Source organism: Novosphingobium kaempferiae (genome assembly GCF_021227995.1).
In the GTDB taxonomy this organism is placed as follows: domain Bacteria; phylum Pseudomonadota; class Alphaproteobacteria; order Sphingomonadales; family Sphingomonadaceae; genus Novosphingobium; species Novosphingobium kaempferiae.
This window is the reverse complement of record NZ_CP089301.1, coordinates 3,437,452-3,455,333: the sequence shown is the minus strand read 5'-3', so window position 1 is coordinate 3,455,333 and position 17,882 is coordinate 3,437,452. Positions and strand designations below refer to the sequence as shown.

At 67.7% G+C, this 17,882-nt stretch carries 14 protein-coding genes and 3 tRNA genes; 7 read left to right on the top strand and 10 right to left on the bottom strand.

Annotation, left to right across the window (positions count from 1 at the left end; translation table 11 throughout):
• Window positions 1–7: 7 nt before the first annotated feature.
• The 3 genes from LO787_RS15750 to LO787_RS15740 are packed head-to-tail and all read right to left on the bottom strand — an operon-like array spanning window position 8 to window position 2,557.
• On the bottom strand, window positions 8–814 hold the full coding sequence (locus LO787_RS15750; RefSeq protein ID WP_232491947.1) for a hypothetical protein: 807 nt from the start codon (window positions 812–814) through the stop codon (window positions 8–10).
• 29 nt (window positions 815–843) lie between these two features.
• The gene (locus LO787_RS15745; RefSeq protein ID WP_232496338.1) at window positions 844–1,272 is read right to left on the bottom strand and encodes a flavodoxin family protein; all 429 of its coding nucleotides are present in this window, start codon (window positions 1,270–1,272) and stop codon (window positions 844–846) included.
• A 49-nt stretch (window positions 1,273–1,321) separates the two neighbouring features.
• Window positions 1,322–2,557, bottom strand: coding sequence for a hypothetical protein (locus LO787_RS15740; RefSeq protein ID WP_232491946.1), 1,236 nt, complete (start codon window positions 2,555–2,557; stop codon window positions 1,322–1,324).
• 135 nt (window positions 2,558–2,692) lie between these two features.
• On the opposite strand from LO787_RS15740, the gene recJ reads away from it, so the two are divergent.
• The 4 genes from recJ (at window position 2,693) to LO787_RS15720 (ending at window position 4,885) form a co-directional block, all read left to right on the top strand.
• On the top strand, window positions 2,693–4,492 hold the full coding sequence (recJ, locus tag LO787_RS15735; RefSeq protein WP_232491945.1) for a single-stranded-DNA-specific exonuclease RecJ: 1,800 nt from the start codon (window positions 2,693–2,695) through the stop codon (window positions 4,490–4,492).
• Between the two features lie 92 nt (window positions 4,493–4,584).
• Window positions 4,585–4,660: transfer RNA gene (locus LO787_RS15730), tRNA-Glu, on the top strand.
• A 36-nt stretch (window positions 4,661–4,696) separates the two neighbouring features.
• Window positions 4,697–4,772, top strand: a tRNA-Glu gene (locus LO787_RS15725).
• 37 nt (window positions 4,773–4,809) lie between these two features.
• Window positions 4,810–4,885: transfer RNA gene (locus tag LO787_RS15720), tRNA-Glu, on the top strand.
• 45 nt (window positions 4,886–4,930) lie between these two features.
• On the opposite strand, the gene LO787_RS15715 is transcribed toward LO787_RS15720, so the two are convergent.
• The gene (locus tag LO787_RS15715; protein WP_232491944.1) at window positions 4,931–5,278 is read right to left on the bottom strand and encodes a carboxymuconolactone decarboxylase family protein; all 348 of its coding nucleotides are present in this window, start codon (window positions 5,276–5,278) and stop codon (window positions 4,931–4,933) included.
• A 263-nt stretch (window positions 5,279–5,541) separates the two neighbouring features.
• The gene (locus LO787_RS15710) at window positions 5,542–7,107 is read right to left on the bottom strand and encodes an amino acid permease (RefSeq protein ID WP_232491943.1); all 1,566 of its coding nucleotides are present in this window, start codon (window positions 7,105–7,107) and stop codon (window positions 5,542–5,544) included.
• A 186-nt stretch (window positions 7,108–7,293) separates the two neighbouring features.
• On the opposite strand from LO787_RS15710, the gene panB reads away from it, so the two are divergent.
• The gene (gene panB / locus LO787_RS15705; RefSeq protein ID WP_232491942.1) at window positions 7,294–8,163 is read left to right on the top strand and encodes a 3-methyl-2-oxobutanoate hydroxymethyltransferase; all 870 of its coding nucleotides are present in this window, start codon (window positions 7,294–7,296) and stop codon (window positions 8,161–8,163) included.
• Between the two features lie 294 nt (window positions 8,164–8,457).
• On the opposite strand, the gene LO787_RS15700 is transcribed toward panB, so the two are convergent.
• The 5 genes from LO787_RS15700 to LO787_RS15680 all read right to left on the bottom strand — a co-directional run bounded on the left by LO787_RS15700 (window position 8,458) and on the right by LO787_RS15680 (window position 16,589).
• On the bottom strand, window positions 8,458–10,266 hold the full coding sequence (locus tag LO787_RS15700; RefSeq protein WP_232491941.1) for a tetratricopeptide repeat protein: 1,809 nt from the start codon (window positions 10,264–10,266) through the stop codon (window positions 8,458–8,460).
• Between the two features lie 20 nt (window positions 10,267–10,286).
• Window positions 10,287–11,654 (bottom strand): PEP-CTERM-box response regulator transcription factor, encoded by a 1,368-nt coding sequence (gene prsR, locus LO787_RS15695; RefSeq protein WP_232491940.1) that lies wholly within the window; start codon window positions 11,652–11,654, stop codon window positions 10,287–10,289.
• Window positions 11,654–13,762, bottom strand: coding sequence for an XrtA/PEP-CTERM system histidine kinase PrsK (gene prsK, locus LO787_RS15690; protein WP_232491939.1), 2,109 nt, complete (start codon window positions 13,760–13,762; stop codon window positions 11,654–11,656). Before prsK ends, prsR begins: the two co-directional genes overlap by 1 nt.
• The gene (locus LO787_RS15685; protein ID WP_232491938.1) at window positions 13,762–15,147 is read right to left on the bottom strand and encodes a TIGR03013 family XrtA/PEP-CTERM system glycosyltransferase; all 1,386 of its coding nucleotides are present in this window, start codon (window positions 15,145–15,147) and stop codon (window positions 13,762–13,764) included. The genes prsK and LO787_RS15685 overlap by 1 nt, the downstream gene beginning before the upstream one ends.
• A gap of 125 nt (window positions 15,148–15,272) precedes the next feature.
• Complete coding sequence (locus LO787_RS15680; RefSeq protein WP_232491937.1) at window positions 15,273–16,589, bottom strand: amidohydrolase; 1,317 nt, start codon at window positions 16,587–16,589, stop codon at window positions 15,273–15,275.
• 277 nt (window positions 16,590–16,866) lie between these two features.
• Between LO787_RS15680 and LO787_RS15675 the strand changes: the two genes are divergently transcribed.
• Window positions 16,867–17,034, top strand: coding sequence for a hypothetical protein (locus LO787_RS15675; RefSeq protein WP_232491936.1), 168 nt, complete (start codon window positions 16,867–16,869; stop codon window positions 17,032–17,034).
• 99 nt (window positions 17,035–17,133) lie between these two features.
• Window positions 17,134–17,832 carry a glutamine amidotransferase gene (locus tag LO787_RS15670; protein WP_232491935.1) on the top strand — a complete coding sequence of 233 codons (699 nt, stop codon included), beginning with the start codon at window positions 17,134–17,136 and terminating at the stop codon, window positions 17,830–17,832.
• Window positions 17,833–17,882 lie beyond the last annotated feature (50 nt).

Here is a 17,882-nt window from a genome sequence, read left to right as displayed (position 1 = left end):
CGTGCGCTCAGCCGGTCGCCTCGCGCCAGACGAAGACGAGCTTGCCCACCTGAGAGGGCTCGGCGATCAGCACTTGCGTCCCTGCATCGATGCGCTGCGGCTGGGTCACGGCGCCGTTGCGCACGAAGTGGTCGATGACCCGCACCGCCAGCTTGGCCGTGTCTGCGCGAAGCTCGTCAGCCCTGCCCTCAAGCTGCATTTCGTGCCCGGTGAAGTGCGCGAGGCCGCGACTGGCAAGGCTGCCGTCCTGCGCCGGGAGCAGCGCGGTCAGCCCCAGCGCCGGAAAGGCGCCGCCGCCCAGCCAGTTGAGCACCATGCGGCAGAAGTAGCCGGGCTCCATCAGCGTGTTCGCCGGCCCCCAGGCCACCGCGCGCGCCGTGGGCAGCCCGAGTGCGATGTTGGCGGCGAGCCCCATCATCACGCGCACGACGGGCTGAAGCCCAGCCCCCGCAATGATGTGCCCCGATGGGATCAGTTCGATCGCCTCCAGCGCGTCGAGAGCCAGATCCTCCTCGAACCCGAAGCGCTGGATCGGTTCGCGAACGCACGTCGATTCCCCCGGCTCCAGTCCGAGAAGGTCGAAAGTCAGTCCGCTCGCGAGGATTTCCAGCCAAGTCGCATCCCCCTGGGGGCGAAGCGTCACGTTGGCGAACAGGCCGTTCTCCCGCGCAGTCGCGATCACCCGCTCGACAGCATCCGCATCCGGCCGGTCGCCGGGGTGGAAAAGCAGGGAAAGCCCTACGGTCTTCTGGTCGCCCTCGGCCATATGCGCACTAGGCAACATTTCCATCGTCCCGTCGAGTCCGTTCGGCAAGCTGTTGTCCCCTTTTTGAGAAAACCGCGTCAGAAGATTCCCAGCCGCAGCCCTTCCGCCATCGCCGCGCCCAGATCGCGACATACTTCCAGCTCAGCCTCCCCCACGCATTTCGGCGCGAGGATCGCCTCGGGCGTCTGTGCGCCGAGGTTGACGATCACCGGTTCCGCCACCCGCCGCAGCCGCCAGCCGGTCACGATACGGTCGATCTGCGCCTGCGCGCCGCGTCCGTCCGATCCCGCCGCGATGGCCGTGACGTAGGGCCGCCCCTCTATCCGGCCGAGCAGCGGGTAATAGCAGCGGTCGAACATCTCCTTCATCATGCCCGTCATCGAACCGAGGTTCTCCGGGCACACGAAGGCATAGCCCGAGGCCGCCAGCAGGTCTTGCGCAGATACGTCCGAAGCGGCGATGAGGCGCGCATCTGCCTCCGCACCGGAGTAAAGCGCCTCGGCCATGGAACGGGCGGCGCCGGTGCGGCTGTGCCAGATGATAGCGAGCAAAGAATCAGCAGCCCTTGTTGCCTCCGCCCATCATACCCCCAAGCCCGCCGAGCATGCCACCCAGCCCCTTCTTCGGCTTGCACGCGGGCTTCTTCTCATCCTCCCCTTCCGCGTCCTGCATCCCCGCCGCGCTCATGCTCATGCCCTGTGCCTGCATCCAACTGGTCGTCGAGCGATGGCGGATGCGCGCGGTCCATTCGGGCTTCCACGCGATCTTCGGATCGGCGGGACGCGGGGGATAGGCGAAGCTTTCCTGAGGCCCGAAGGCGGTCAGCGTACCCACGCGGAAGTCCGGCGATGCAGCGACGACCTCCGCCGGGATCACGCAACTGGTCGCGGTCGGCGCCATCAGCGTGCCGGTCTTCACCAGCGAGGCCGCCTGGTCGGGCGTGATCCAGTCCATCAAGCCGCCGCCGAACTGCTTGTCGGCGCTGCTGGTCCACATCACCACGTCGCCCATCGCCTCGCCGCCGGGGCCCTGCTTGCCGCCCGTCAGGAACGCCAGCCACGCCGTCGCGCCCGGTATCCCGGTCCAGCTCAGCCGCGACGCGCCGCTCGGCAAAGTCGCGGTGCGCGAGGTGATCGGCGCCATGAAGTCCTTCGTCAGCGTGAAGTTCATCTCCGGCGCATAGGTGCTCACCACCTTCTGCGGACCGATCAGCGAACTGTCCGCCTTGACGAACTTGTGGTCATCCGCGGGCCAGCGCGAGAAGCTGCGCGAATTGTCCTGTGTCGGCCCCCAGTCGCGCAGCACCGCCGAGCCCGGCAGCGCGGGCGGCTTCTGCCCCGCCGCGATCTTCGCGAAATCGAGCACGACCGGCTGCCCCTTGGGCGCGTGTTCCCCACAGCCCCAGAAGATCAGCAGTCGCCCCTTGGGCTTCTCCGGCAGGATTTCAGGATCACCCTCGGGCTTGGGCGGAGCGACCAGCGCCACCGACTTGCCGAGCTTGGCAGCTGGCGGGACGAAGTGGTCGGCCTTGGCCTTGCCACCCGCGGGCGTCTGTGCCGAACCGAGCCGCAGGTAGAGTTCGTGCTGTACGTTGCTGCCGCCCCCGCCCATCATCATGCTCATCGCCGCGCCCATGCCGCCACCCATGCCTCCGAAGCCGGAGACGGTGCCCGCGCGCATGTCGTAACGGGCGACGGGCGCAGTATCCGCCGCCGCCAGCACGACGACCGGGACTGCCCCCAGCGGCACGACGACCAAGGCAATACGCGCAGCTCTACTTGCGAACATCATGAACTCTCCTTCCCCGTTTCCTCGACCTTACTTCGCCACATCGCGGCCAACTAACGACAAATGCCGTCACGAAATGCGGGGACCGACGAAGCGCCGAGACTTTCCGTCCAAGAGCGGCTGCGGTAGTGCGGGCGCATGGAATCACGATCCGCCTGTGTCTTCGGGATCGACCGCTCGCTGACGGGCAAGGCCTGGCGCTGGCGCGGCGGCAACATGGACCTCAGCGAGAGGTTCGGCGGCGGCCCTGCCGGTCTCGAAGACGATATCGTCACCCAGCTCCTGCTCGCACGCGGCGTCGCGCGGGATGATCTGGAGCGTCACCGCAACCCGTCGCTGCGGGCCTTCCTGCCCGATCCTTCCGCCTTCCGCGACATGGACGCGGCGGCGGAGCGCCTGGCGCAGGCGGTGATGACCGACGAGACCGTCACCGTCTACGGCGACTACGACGTCGATGGCGCGACCAGCGCCGCGCTGCTGATCCTGCTGCTGCGCGGGCTCGGCCATCAGGCGCGCTACTACATCCCCGACCGCCTGCTCGAAGGCTACGGCCCCTCGGGCGAGGCGCTGGTGCGCATCGCGGGCGAAGGCTCCAGCCTGATCGTCACCGTGGACTGCGGCGCGATGGCCCACGAAGCGCTGGAGATGGCGCACGGCGCGGGCGTCGACGTGATCGTGGTCGATCACCACAAGTGCTCGCCCGTGCTTCCCCGCGCCGCCGCGCTGGTCAATCCGAACCGGCTGGACGAGGACGAACTGGCCGCATCCCACGGCCACCTCGCCGCCGTGGGTGTCGCGTTCCTGCTGGCGGTGGCGACCGTGCGCACGCTGCGCCGCCGCGGCTACTTCGAGAGCCGGCGCGAGCCCGACCTGTTCGCCCTGCTCGATCTCGTCGCGCTCGGCACCGTGGCCGACGTCGCGGCGCTGCACGGCCTCAACCGGGCGCTGGTGGCGCAGGGCCTCAAGGTCATGGCCAAGCGCGACAATATCGGCATGTCGGCGCTGATCGACGCAAGCCGCCTCGGCCGCGCGCCGACCTGCAGCGACCTCGGCTTCGCGCTCGGCCCGCGCATAAATGCGGGCGGGCGCGTGGGCGAATCGACGCTCGGCGTGCGCCTGCTGACCACCACCGACGCCGACGAGGCGCGCGACATCGCCGCGCAGCTTTCCCGCCTCAACGACGAGCGCCGCGCCATCGAGCAGGCGGTGCAGGAAATGGCCGAGGCGCAGATCGACCGCCAGCACAACCGCTCGGTCATCGTCTGCGCGGGCGAAGGCTGGCACCCCGGCGTGATCGGCATCGTCGCGGGCCGCATCAAGGAGAAGACCGGCAAGCCCGCCATCGTCATCGCGCTCGACGCCGACGATGCAGGCAATGGCAAGGGCTCTGGCCGCTCGATCCCCGGCGTGGACCTCGGCGCCGCGATCATCGCCGCGCGCGAGGCCGGGCTGCTGGTCGCGGGCGGCGGACACGCCATGGCCTGCGGCCTCACCATCGCGTCGGACAAGCTGGAAGCCCTGTCGGAGTGGCTGGACGAACGCCTTGCCGCCGACGTCTCGATGGCGAGCGCCAACCGGCACATGCTGCTCGACCTTGCGGTGTCGCCCGGCGGCCTCGTCCCCTCGCTGGTGGAGACGCTGGAGAGCGCGGGCCCCTACGGCATGGGTTGGCCCGGACCGCGCGTGGCCGTAGGTCCTGTGCGGATCGTCAAGGCGGATGTGGTGGGCGCGGATCACCTGCGCCTGATCGTCTCCGGCCCCGACGGCGGACGGTTCAAGGCCATGGCCTTCCGTAGCGCCGAGACGGACATGGGGCAGGCCCTCCTCCACGCCGCGCAGGGACGCAAGCTATGGCTCGCCGGACGGGCCAGGATCGACGACTGGGGCAGCCGCCCGGCAGCCGAACTGCACTTCGACGACGCAGCCTTCTGCGACTGAAAGGAAACCTTCAAAAAAGTTGCGAGATAAGGGTTGACCACCCCCGGACCCACGGCTAGAGGCCCGGTCCTGCCTCCGGCGCAACCCGGTTTGGCCCCTTCGTCTAGCGGTCTAGGACGCGGCCCTTTCACGGCTGAAACACGGGTTCGATTCCCGTAGGGGTCACCATCGGTTGCATCGAACGGCAGCTTGAAATGGCCTTTTGGCCCCTTCGTCTAGCGGTCTAGGACGTCGCCCTCTCACGGCGAAAACACGGGTTCGAGTCCCGTAGGGGTCACCATTCGATGCAATCGTGTGGTCGTTCGAAAAGGCATCATGGCCCCTTCGTCTAGCGGTCTAGGACGCGGCCCTTTCACGGCTGAAACACGGGTTCGATTCCCGTAGGGGTCACCATTTCTTCCGGAACCAACGGCTCCGAACCCTTTCCTCACATCGTTGTCAGACTTCGCCCGCCGCCGCGAAGGCATCCATCGCGCGGGTCGAGTAGACCAGCGCCGCACCGGCATTGAGGGCGATCCCGATGCCGAGCGCCTCGGCCAGTTCCTCCACCGTCGCACCCGCATCGCGCGCGGCCTTGGTATGCACCGTGATGCAGCCGTCGCAGCGTAGCGTGATGGCGACGGCCGCCGCGATCAGTTCGCGGGTCTTGGCGTCGAGGTGGCCGGTCTTGGCCGACGCGCCGCTCAGCGCCGCATAGCCGCGCGTCGTTTCGGGGCTGAGCTTGCCGATGGCGCCCACTCCGGCGAGGATCTGGCTGCGGTACTCGTTCCAATCCAACATGTGCATGACGGTCACTCTCCTGGATGCGGGCCGACATCGGGCCCCGGCCCTGACAGGGCCGCGAGCGGAGAGTGCTGGCGGCGAAGGGGCGCTGGCAAGCGGGCCAAATCGCACAGGCCCCGTTCGCGATCTCGCCTTGCCTGCTTGGCCGCCCGGGCAGCCCTGTCGGCAAGGCTGTGGATAAGCCCGGCATGACCGGTGCATCGAGCGAGCACAAAAAAGGGGAGCGCATCGCGCTCCCCTTTCCCGTTTTTCCAGCGTAGCGCCGATCAGGAGATCGGCGGCACCGGCTGCGGCGGCACGTCGTCGTCCTCTTCGTGGACTTCAACGATGCCGCGGCCGACGTGGCTCTTGCGGTAGCCGTAGCCGAAGTAGAACGCGAGGCCGATGGCGCCCCAGATGGGAAGCACCAGCATCGCCTCGGTCGGCAGGTTGAAGAACAGGATGACGCAGCCCAGCGCCGCGATCGGAGCAACGATCCACACCAGCGGGGTGCGGAACGGACGCACGCGCTGCGGATCGCGCAGGCGCAGGATCAGCACCGCGACCGACACCATGAAGAACGCGAAGAGCGTGCCCGAGTTGGAGATGTCGGCAAGCTGGCCGACGGGCAGTAGCGCAGCGGCGATCGCCACGAAGATGCCGGTCAGCAGCGTCACGATGTGCGGGGTCTTCCACTTGGGGTGGATGGTCGCCAGCTTCTCCGGCAGCAGGCCGTCGCGGGCCATGACGAAGAAGATGCGGGTCTGGCCGTAGAGCATCATCAGGATGACCGAGGGCAGCGCCAGGTTGGCGGCGAGGCCGATGAGGTCGCCAGCGCGGGTGTAGTTGATCGAGCGCAGGACGTGGGCCAGCGCCTCGTTCGAGCAGACCAGCGGCGTCTCGCCCTTGGCGGCGAGCGCGGCGCACTGTGCGGCGAACTCGGCCGAGCCCGGCTGCACGCCCAGAGCGGTCGGCTGCGCGCCGATGGCGCCGATCGCTCCGCCCGCGACGAGCAGATAGAACACCGTACACAGCGCAAGGCTGCCGATCAGGCCGATCGGCACGTTGCGCTGCGGATCACGGGTTTCCTCGGCAGCGGTCGAAACCGCGTCGAAGCCGACATAGGCGAAGAAGATCGACGACGCGGCGCCGACGATGCCCATGCCGCTCGTCCCTGCGGGGCCAAACCAGCCGTTGGGGGCGAAGGGCGCGAAATGCTCGGAATTCATCGAGGGCAGCGCGAGCGCGATGAACATCGTCAGCGCGGCGACCTTGATGGCGACGAGGATGGCGTTGAAGGTGGCGCTTTCCTTGGTGCCGATCATCAGCAGCATGGTCACGGCCAGCGCCACGACGACGGCGGGAACGTTGATGATGCCGCTGGAGAAGTCGACGCCCGAAAGCGACCAGGTCGGCCCGGCGGAGAGCATCGCCGGTAACTCGAACCCCGTCAGACTTTTCAGCAGACCCATGAAGTAGCCGGACCAGCCGACCGAGACCGCCGATGCCGCGACGGCATATTCGAGGATCAGCGCCCAGCCGACCATCCAGGCCAGCAGTTCGCCAACCACGGCGTAGGAGTAAGTGTAGGCGGAGCCGGAAACCGGCACCATCGAAGCGAGTTCCGAATAGCACAGTGCCGCCACCGCGCAGACGAAGCCGGCGATGACGAAGCTCCACATCATGCCCGGTCCGGCCTTCTGCGCCGCCGCAGCGGTGAGCACGAAGATGCCGGTGCCGATGATGGCGCCGACGCCCAGAAGGGTCAGCTGTACGGGCCCGAGTGATCGGTGAAGAGATTTCTTTTCCGCTGTCGCCAGAATGGCGTCGAGCGGCTTAACGCGTCCGAACATGTGGAACCCCGAATTGCGAATGGCGGGAGGCTAACGACACGAAGGCGCTTGGCAAGAGCCCTCTGTCGGAAATTCCCCAAGATTGTAATATTCTTTCTACATTCGGTGTTAATCGCGCGGCGCACGGATGGCGCGGGCCAGTCTGGAGATTTGCCGGGGGCCAGCAGCGTCGCTAAAAGCCCCGTCATGTCCACGACCTTCCAGCTCGACACCGCGACCAGCCGCGCGAATCCAACCCCGGCGCCGATGAAGCGCCTGACGATCCCGGCGATTCGCCGACGCAAGAAGGACGGCGTCACCGCCGAACCGATCGTCATGCTGACCGCCTATACCGCGCGGCAGGCGCAGCTGCTCGACGCGCATTGCGACCTGCTGCTGGTCGGCGACAGTCTGGGGCAGGTGATCTACGGGCTGCCCTCCAGCGTGCCGGTGACGCTGGAGATGATGATCGCGCACGGCGCCGCCGTGGTGCGCGGCAGCTATCACGCGGCCGTCATCGTCGACATGCCCTTCGGCACTTACGAGCAGTCCCCCCAGCAGGCCTTCGAGAACGCCGCACGGCTGCTCAAGGAAACCGGCTGCGCGGGCGTGAAGCTGGAAGGCGGCGCCGCCATGGCCGAGACCGTCCGCTTCCTCAACGAACGCGGCATCCCGGTGCAGGGCCACATCGGCCTGACCCCGCAGGCGGTGAACGTGCTCGGCGGCTACAACGCGCGCGGACGCAGCGACGAGGAAGCGGCCAAGATCGTGTCCGACGCAAAGGCGCTCGATCAGGCCGGTGCGTTCTCCATCGTGATCGAGGGTGTGGTGGAACCCATCGCCATCGAGGCCACGAAGGCCATTGCCTGCCCCAGCATCGGCATCGGCGGTTCGGCCCAGTGCGACGGGCAGGTGCTCGTCACCGAGGACATGCTCGGCATGTTCGAGCGGGTGCCGCGTTTCGTGAAGCGTTATGCGGACATGGCCTCGGTCGTGACCGAAGCCGCGGCGCAGTACGCGGCGGAAGTGCGCGAACGCAGTTTCCCCGGCGTGGACCAGACCTACCAGCCGAAGTGAGGGCGGCGTCGTCCCGGCGAAGGCCGGGACCGCTGGCGGTCTTCAGGAGGTGTCCTGCCGATGGGGCTTCGACAGGCTCAGCCTGAGCGGGTTGGAAGAATTGTTGCACCGTCATTCCCGCGAAGGCGGGAACCCATCTCCTGACATTGCCTGTTGCACGTGCGTCAGATGGATCCCCGCCTGCGCGGGGATGACGGTGAAGGTTTGAGGAAAAGCGCAGCGCTATCAACCCGCTCAGGCTGAGCTTGTCGAAGCCCACGCCGGTAACGCCCGCGTAGAGGCAGCTTGCTACGCCTACCGCAACCGCCGCCTTGCATCCGCGATCAGCGCCGTGTTGCCCAGCATCGCCTGCGCTTTGTCCAGCAGCGCCCGAGCCTCCACCACGCGGTCTCCCGCCGCCGCGTAGCTATACCCCAGCGCCTGCGTCGCCATCGGATTGGCCCGCTGCAGGCGGTAGGCGATCAGCGCGGCATCCTGCGCCGCGCCGAAGTCGCCCACGCCCGCCTCGGCCATGGCAAGGTCGAAGAGCAGTTCGACGTCCCCTGCCCCGCCGTTGTCGCGCAGCCATGCTAGGATGCTGCGCGCCCGCGCGATGTCGCCGCCAGCCACCGCGAGTTGCGCCGCGGCGCGCAGGGCCGGTCGGCTGGTCGGGCTCTGCCGCAGGAAGCCATCGACCAGTACCCTCGCCCCGGCGGGATCGCGGGCCATGGAATAGGCGGCGAAGCGGCGCTCGAACAGGGTTTCGGGCATGCGGATCTCCGCCGCCAGCGCGTAGCGCGCCTGCGCCTCCGCCGCATGGCCGAGAGCAAGCTGCACGTCGCCCGCCAGCGCCTGCGCATCGTAGAAGCCGGGGTCGGAACGGCGCGTCGCTTCCGCTGCTGCCTCGGCCCCGCCGGTCTGGCCCATCGCCAGCAGTTCGCCGATCCGCCCGGCATCGCCCAGCACGCGAAGCTGCGCGGGCTGCACCCGCGCCGCGCGGTCGAGCAGTTCGCCCGCGTGCTGCCGCTCGCCCAGCGTTTCGAACGCGCGCGCCACGGAAGTGAGCATGTAGGGCGAGGCTTCCCCATCGGCCACGTCCTTGGCGAAGCGCAGCGTGGCATAGCGGTATTGCCCGCCCATCAGGATCGCGCGCAGCAGCAGTTCGCGCGCGCGCAGGTTGTCGGGGCGCAGGCGCAGGACTTCCTCCAGCGCCTCGGACGCAGCACGCGCATTGCCGGCGGCGATCTCGGTCACGCCGCGCAGCATCTGGACGCCGGGCTGGTCGTCGAGCTTGCCCTTGGTACGCGCCAGCAGGCCACGCGCGAGGCCGTACTTGCCCGCGCGCGCCGCCAGCACGGCCTGCAGGTAATAGGCGCGCGGGTTCTTCGGGCTCAGTTCGAGCACGCGGCGCGTAACCGTCAGGCACTCGCTGGCGTGGCCGAGTTCGCCCAGCGTCGCAGCATATTCGAGCAGCGCCGATACGTCCTTGGGCTGGCTCATGATCGCCCGCTCGAACCAAGGGATCGCGGCGAGCAGGCCGTAGCGGTCGCGAACAAGCTGGCCCCGGAATTCGAGCGCGCGCACATCGTTCGGGGCGAGCTTCAGGGCATGGTCCGCCGCATCGATGGCAAGGCGATGTTCGCCGCCCGCATAGCGCAGGCGGCCGATCTCGACCCAGAGCGCGGCATCGTCGGGAATGATCTTCAGCGCCTGATCGTAGGCGCGGCCCGAAGCGGGCAGATTGCCGTCGAGCCGCTCCAGCATGGCGAGCGCGCGCCAGCCCTCGGCCGCGCTGGCAGGCGCGAACTGCCCCGGCGCAAGCCAGCCGCGTGCGCGGTCGCGGCGGTTCTGCGCCATCAGCGCCTCGCCCATGAAGGCGTTCACTTCGCTGGGCGGAGCGCCCTGCTCCAGCGCCGCGCGCAGCTTCGCCTCGGCGTCGATGCCGTCGCCCTTCGCAATCGCCTTGCGCGCCTGCGAGACGAGCGTCTCCCACCGCTTCGCCTCGCTATGGGCCACGGGCGTGGCGGTGGTGAAGACCATGGAAAAACAGGCGACGAGAATCAGCAGCGGCGGCACGATCGCCGCCACCCATTTCACCAGCCCCCGGAAACGCCCCCCGCGCATCGCTGTGTCAGGTCACGATATCAGGACGGTTGCAGGTCATATTGCTTGAGCAGGTCGTACAGCGTCGGCCGGCTGATCCCGAGCATCTTGGCGGTGCTGGAGATATTGCCCTCGCTGCGGGCGAGCGCATGGCGGATCACCTTGCGGTCGGCCTGTTCGCGCGCGGTCTTGAGGTTGAGCGCGGCGGCGACCTGCTCGTCCGGGTCGGCAAGGTCGAGGTCGGTGGCGGAAACCAGCTTCTCGTCGGCCATAATGACCGCGCGCTTCACGCGGTTCTCCAGTTCGCGCACGTTGCCCGGCCAGCCCCATGCGTCGATGGCGGCGAGCGCATCGGCGGAGAAGCCGCGCACGCGCGGGTTCATCTCCTTGGCGTAGCGGGTCAGGAACGCCTTCGCGAGCAGGGTCGGATCGCCCGGTCGCTCGGCAAGGCTGGGGATGCGCACGACGATCTCGGCAAGGCGATAATAGAGGTCTTCGCGGAAGCGGCCTTCGGCGATCATCGCTTCGAGGTTCTGGTGCGTGGCGCAGACGACGCGGGTGTCGACGGGAATCGATTCGCGGCTGCCCACGCGCTCGATCACGCGCTCCTGCAGGAAGCGCAGCAGCTTGACCTGAAGCTGGAGCGGGATGTCGCCCACTTCGTCGAGGAACAGGGTGCCCCCCGCCGCCTGCTCGATCTTGCCGGGCGTGGTCTTGACCGCGCCGGTGAAAGCGCCCTTCTCGTGCCCGAACAGTTCGCTTTCGAGGAGGTTTTCCGGGATCGCGGCGCAGTTGATCGCCACGAACTCGCGCTTGGCGCGCCCGCTCGCCTCATGGACGCCGCGCGCCAGCAGTTCCTTGCCGGTGCCGCTCGCGCCCAGCAGCATCACCGAGACGCTGGTGTTGGCGACGCGCTCTATGGTTCGGGCGACCTTAACCATCTCGGGCGCGGCGGTGATCATGCGGCCGAGCACGGTCTCGTCCTCCACCCTGCCCGCAAGGCGGCGGTTCTCGGCCTCGATGCGGTGCAGGTGCAGCGCGCGGCGAACGATGTGGCCCAGCGCGTCGATGTCGACCGGCTTCTGGTAGAAGTCGTAGGCCCCGCGCGCGATCGCCTGCAACGCGCTCTCCCGCGCGCCGTGGCCCGATGCGACGACGACCTTGGTGTCGGGCTTGAGCGCCATGATCTCGTCGAGCACGGCGAAGCCCTCGGTCGTGCCGTCAGGGTCCGGCGGCAGGCCAAGGTCGAGCGTCACCACGTCCGGCATCTCCGAACGCAGCAATGCGATGGCGCTGGCGCGGTCTCCGGCGACGAAGACCTCGAAATCCTCGTAGGCCCATTTCAGCTGCGCCTGCAGGCCCGCGTCATCCTCCACCACAAGGAGCTTCGGGAGGCTCTCGGTCGTCATCAGGCTACCCTCTGGTCGCTGTAGGTGCTGTTCAGGTATGTGTCGGTCGCCGTCGAAAGCGGCAGACGGACGGTGAAGCGGGAGCCGAGCCCCTCACGGGATTCCACGTCGAGGCGGCCGCGCATGGCCCGCACAAGCTCACGCGCCTCGAACGCGCCGATGCCGAAACCGCCGGATTTCGTGGATACGAAGGGCTTGAACAGGCGGTTGCGCACGAAGTCCGCACTCATCCCGGTGCCGCTGTCGAGCACCTCGAACCGCGCATTTCCGCCATCGAGGCCGAGCGAGATGAACACCGGACTCCCCGGCGCGCTCGCATCCACCGCGTTCTGGACAAGGTGGACGAGCACCTGCTCCAGCGAATGGCGGCTGGCAGTGATGGTCAGGTCGCGCGATTCCGCAAGGATTACATGGGGATAGGCCTTGAAACGCTCCATCACCATGGTCAGCACCTCGCAGGCGCTGACGTTCTCCACCCGGTCGACGCCGCCCGACCCGTAGCGCGAAAGCCGCGCCAGCAGCGCGTTGAGCTTGTCCGAGGAATTGCGCAGCGTCACTAGCATATCCGCCCGGAATGCGGGCTTTTCGGCATGGAGCTCGGCATTGCGGGCGAGCAGGCTGAACTGGCTCGCGAGGTTCTTGATGTCGTGCATCACGAAGGCAATGCGGCGGTGGAAGTCCTCGAAACGCGCCGATTCCGCGAGCGCGAGCTGGCTGGAATTCTCCGAAAGATAGCTCGCCACCTGCTGCCCGATGACGCGCAGGAGGTCGAAATCCTCCCAGTCGAACTTGCGCACGATCTGCGGCCGGGCGAGCACGACCATGCCGACGAGGCGCTCGTAATGGACCAGCGGGATCATCGCCCAGGCGCGCGGATGCTCGATCAGCCAGGACGGTACTTCGCCGTCACCTTCGCGGCCCGCGCGCACGTCATCAAGGTCGGCGATGTAGCCGCTGCGCTCGAACCAGGCGATGTCCTGCACTGCCATGGCGATGGCCGGAACCTCGATTTCCCGCCAGTTCCAGCGCGCCGCCAGCGTCAGTTCGCCAAGGTCTCCGGGCGTCAGGAGAAGGCCCGCCGGGCTCTCGAAGACGTCGGCGATGGACTGCACCACGCGCTCCCCGAGCGGGGCGGACTGGTCGCTGCCGATGGTGCGGGTGAAGCGCAGCCATTCCTCGCGGTAGTCATAGCGGTGCTGGAAAAAATGCTTGGCGAGGATGACCTTGAACCATCCGCGCACCCGCCGAGAGGGCAGCACCACCAGCGCCGCCGCGCTGCCCAGCGTCAGGAAGGCGAGTTCGACCAGCCGCGCGAAGTTGCCGCCCGCATAGGACAGCCACTGCGCCACTGCGACCATGGCGACGAGGTAGACGCCGATGACGAGGAGCGAAAACGTCTGGAACGTCACAGCACGCGAAGGGCGGATGCGCAGGTCGTCGCGGTTCAGCGCACCGCCGATCCCGATGCACACTGCCATTGCGGCAGCGGCAACGCCCCGCAGCGCGGCGATGTCGTAGGGCCAGTTCCCGGCGAGATAGGCGATCGTATAAAGGTTGAGGTCGAAGGCCCACAGGATCGCGAGGCCCGACGCCGGCCAGCGCAGCGCAGCGCGCGATTCGCGCGGTGCGCCCGCATAGAGGTTGTGCGCCAGCACCAACCCGCCGACCGTCACCAGCAGGCGGAACATGACGTTGAAGTCGAAAGCGACCGTCAGAACCTCGTTATCCATCTCCAGCCGCGAGAGGCCTGAGTTGACCAGAAGGTGCAGCACCTCCACCGCACCGAGCGCGAAGATCACCGGCCGGATCGGCGCGACGCTGGCGTCGCGCCCGTCGCTGGCGAACAGGCGGTAGACCACCACCAGCCAAGCGAGGTTGCGGGCGCTTTCGGCGAGCGCAGGCGCGAAAGTCACTGTCGGCGTCGCGATGGATGCCGCGCAGGCGAGGCTCCAGAGCGCGGTCAGGAACAGCGCGATCACGATCGCCGTCCCGGCCCCGCCGAACCGGTCGCGCCGCGAGATCAGCCAGATCGCCACGCTCGCGAGCGCGATGGCACCGGTCAGATCGAGACCGACGCCGACCGTCGCCCAGATGGCCGACGCCTTCATCACCGTGCGCCCTCGCTCCAGATCACCACGCGAATGGTCTGCAGGATGATGAGGAAATCGAGGAACGGCGTGTAGTTCTTGGCGTAGTAGAGGTCGTATTCCAGCTTGTGTCGCGCATCCTCGATGGATGCGCCGTAGGGGTAGTTGATCTGCGCCCAGCCGGTGATGCCCGGCTTCACCATGTGCCGCTCAGCGTAGTAGCGAAGCTGCTCTTCGAGGTCGGCCACGAATTGCGGCCGCTCCGGGCGCGGGCCGACGAAGCTCATCTCGCCCTTCAGAACGGTCCAGGCCTGCGGCAGTTCGTCGATGCGGACCTTGCGGATGAACTTGCCGATGCGGGTGACGCGGGGGTCGTCCTTGGAGGCCCATTGCGCCCCCGCAGCCTCGGCATCGGTGCGCATCGAGCGCAGCTTGATGACGTCGAAGTTCTGGCCGAACAGGCCGACGCGCGGCTGGCGGTAGAAGGCGGGGCCCTTGCTGTCGATCTTCACAAGCAGCGCGAAGAGCAGGATCACGGGCGCGGTGACGATCAGCAGCAGCAGGCTGACGGTGATGTCGAACAGCCGCTTGGCCGCGCTGGAAATCGCCCGGCCCGAGGAAAAGCCGTCGGAGAAGATCAGCCAACTCGGATTCACCGTGTCGAGGTCGATGCGGCCCGTCTCGCGTTCGAGGAAGCTGGAGAACTCGTTGACGTGGACGCCCGCCGTCTTGATGCGCAGGAGATCCTTGAGCGGCAGCGCATTGCGCCGCTCCTCCAGGGCCAGCACGACCTCGCTGACGCCGAGGTTCTCGACATAACGGGTGAGGTTGTTGATGGCGGAGCGCTGGATCGCCTCCTCGATGACGTGGCTGCCCTCGCTCATGCCGACGTAGCCGACGATGGCGAACCCGCTCTCGGGCCGCTCGCCCAGCACGCGCAGGCGCTGTGCCCGCTCCCCGGCGCCGAGGACCAGCACACGGCGGCGGAACGCGGTGGTGCCGAGGAAGCCGCCGAGCAGCAGGCGGTTCACGATCATCAGCACGATCGCGAAGGCCATCGAATAGGCGAGCGTCGAGCGCCAGAAGTTCTGCCCGCCGACAAGGAAGTCCACGAAGGACAGCGCGATCACGCCCAGCGAGATCGCCACCAGCAACCGCGCTGCCGCGAAGCGCATCGACCGCAGAGAATCGGCGCCGTAGACGCCCACTGCGATCATCGAGAGCGAGATGATGGCCGCAAAGGCCCCGTGCGCGATCAGCCGATCGGCCAGCGGCGCGGCGTCGATGCCGATCTGCTGCGCGCGAAGCCGCCACGACACTTCATTAGCGACCGCCAGCAGCAGCACGTCGACCAGCCACAGCAGGACGACGGCATGCGGAATGTAGTGTTTGAACAGACGAATCATCGTCGCTTGCGCCATCCTTCGCGGCCGAAATCCGGCACTTGGCGAAGGACCTAGGGCAAAGCCTTTAAATGTCGGTAAATCTTACACCGCAGTGGTTTGCAGTCCCGACAGCCGCTTTCGAGGCTCTACTTAGGCATCAGGCGCAGCGCGGTCAGCGTGAGCGCCGTCGCGCCCGATGCGATGACCTTGTCCGCCTGCGGCGCCCAGAACGGGCTGTGCAGAGAGGGCATCGGCGGTCCCCCCGCCTTCGCCGCCGCCAGCTTGGCGGGATCGGCGCCACCGACCCAGAAGATCACGGACTTGATGTGCGCCTCGTCCGCGCGGCGGAACTCGCCGAAATCCTCTCCGCCCATGACCGAAGGCGTGATGACGACCTGATCCGCCCCCATCTTCGCTTTGAGGTCGCTGACCGCCTCCTCCGCGAACTCGGGCGTGTTCCAGGTGGCGCGCGTGTGCGGTTCCTTGACCTTCACTTCGGGCATCCTGTCCTCGGGGATGCCTGAGGCGATCGCCTCTCCCTTCGCGATGCGCGCGATCCCGTCGAGCAGCCTCTGCCGCGTTTCGTCGGAATAGCTGCGCACGGTCAGTTCCAGCTTCGCCTGATCGGAGATGATGTTGTGCTTGGTCCCCGCATGGAACGAGCCGACCGTCACCACCGCCGGGTCGAGCGGGCTGTTCTCCCGGCTCACCAGCGTCTGCAGCTTCATGACGATGGAACTGGCGAGCACGATGGGATCGCGCGTGGTCTGCGGATAGGCGCCATGCCCGCCGACGCCGCGCACCAGCAGGTCCACGCTGTCGACGTTGGCAAGCGCCCAGCCCTTCGCCGCCCCCACCACGCCCGCCGCCAGTTCGGGCGTGTCGTGGAAGGAGAGCGTGTAATCCGGCTTGGGGAAGCGCGTGTAGAGCCCGTCCTTGAGCATCTCCAGCGCGCCCAGCCCCATCTCCTCGGCAGGCTGACCGATCATGACGAGCGTGCCCGACCATTCGCCCTTGCGCGCCGCCATCAGCCGCGCGGTCTCGATCCACGCGGTCATGTGCGTGTCGTGACCGCAGGCATGCATGATCCCGCTCTCGACCCCCGCGGTGGAGGTGCCTCGCTTCGTCGAGGCGTAAGGCAGGCCCGTCTGCTCGACCACCGGCAGGCCGTCCATGTCGGCGCGGATCAGCACCGTCGGGCCTGCACCGTTCTTCAGCACCGCGACGACGCCGGTCTGGCCGACCTTCTCGGTCACAGCGAAGCCCGCCTTGCGTGCGGCATCGGCCATCACCTTGGCGCTGCGCACCTCCTGGAAGCTGAGTTCGGGATTGGCGTGGAGATCGCGGTAGGCCTCCATCAATCCCGGCATGTCGCGCGCCACCGTGTCGGCGACGGTCTGGGCTGCGACAGGGAGGGGAGTGGCCGCAAGGGCACAGGCGGAAGCGAGGAGAATGGCGCGCATGACGGTCAGGCTACGTCAGCCCCCCGCCCCGTGCAATCGGTCATGAAGCATCCGGCAACGGAAGCATCGGGGCGCATGAAGTTTTTCTCGCAAGGCACAAAGAATCGCCCCATGGACATTCTCTACCATATGAGTAGATTGAACCTCGAAGCGCAGGGTTCGCCTGTGTTTCCGCGGCATTTGATGGCTGTCAGCTTGCTCCGCGTCACCAACCGCTAAAGCGCACGAAACCGTAAGGCGACCACGCCGGCTTCGTGCCTCCCGATGGAGATACGAAATGCTTACCTCGATTCCCCGCATCACGTCCCAGGTCCTGCGCGCCCGCCCGAGCGGAGACGCGCGCCTGCCGCACCCGTCATGGCGCGGCGCATCCGAACCCCTTCATGCCGACGGTACTGCGGCGATCCGCAACGCCGGCGACTTCTGGTCGCGCCTCGGGCTGTAAGTCCTTCGCGATGACCCAACGGGCGGCATCGGCCTTGCGCATCTCTCCAGCCGCAAGTTCGGTGTCGCCCGTCAACAGGAGGTGTGACACAGTAGTCCCGTGAAGACCGCGCTCATTATCCGCCACGTTCCCCACGAAGGGGTCGCCGGCTATCGCAAACCCATCGAGGACGCCGGCTACGAAGTCAGCCGGATCGACGTCAGCGACCCGGAATTTTCCACGCTCGACCTGCGCGAGCCGGACTTGCTCATCATGATGGGCGGGCCGATGGGCGTCTACGAGCAGGACCGCCATCCCTGGATCACCTGCCAGCTGCGCCGCCTTGCGCTGCGACTGGAAGCCGACCGTCCGACGCTGGGCGTCTGCTTCGGCGCGCAGATGATGGCGAGCGCGCTCGGCGCGCAGGTCTTCCCCGGCCCCGCCAAGGAAGTCGGCTTCCATCCGGTTCAGGTCCACGAGCACGCCGCCGACAGCCCGCTGCGCCATGTCCGCGACGTGCCGGTGCTGCACTGGCATGGCGACACGTTCACCCGGCCGGACGGCGCGGACATCCTCGCCTCGACCTCGCTCTACGAGCATCAGGCCTTCCGCCGCGGCCGCAACCAGCTCGCCCTCCAGTTCCATGGCGAGATGGGCGAAGATCCCCGGTTCGACGCCTGGATCGAACAATGGCCTGAGGTCGTGGTCGAGGCCGGCGGCTGCCCGCAGGCGCTGCGCCGGAGACACGACGAATTCGGCCCCGGAGCGGTGGCTGCCGGGCGCGCGATGATTGCCGACTGGCTGACCGGCCTGAACTGAAACCCGCGCTCGCCATCGGTCTTACGGCCAGCCCGCCGTGGCGAATTCGC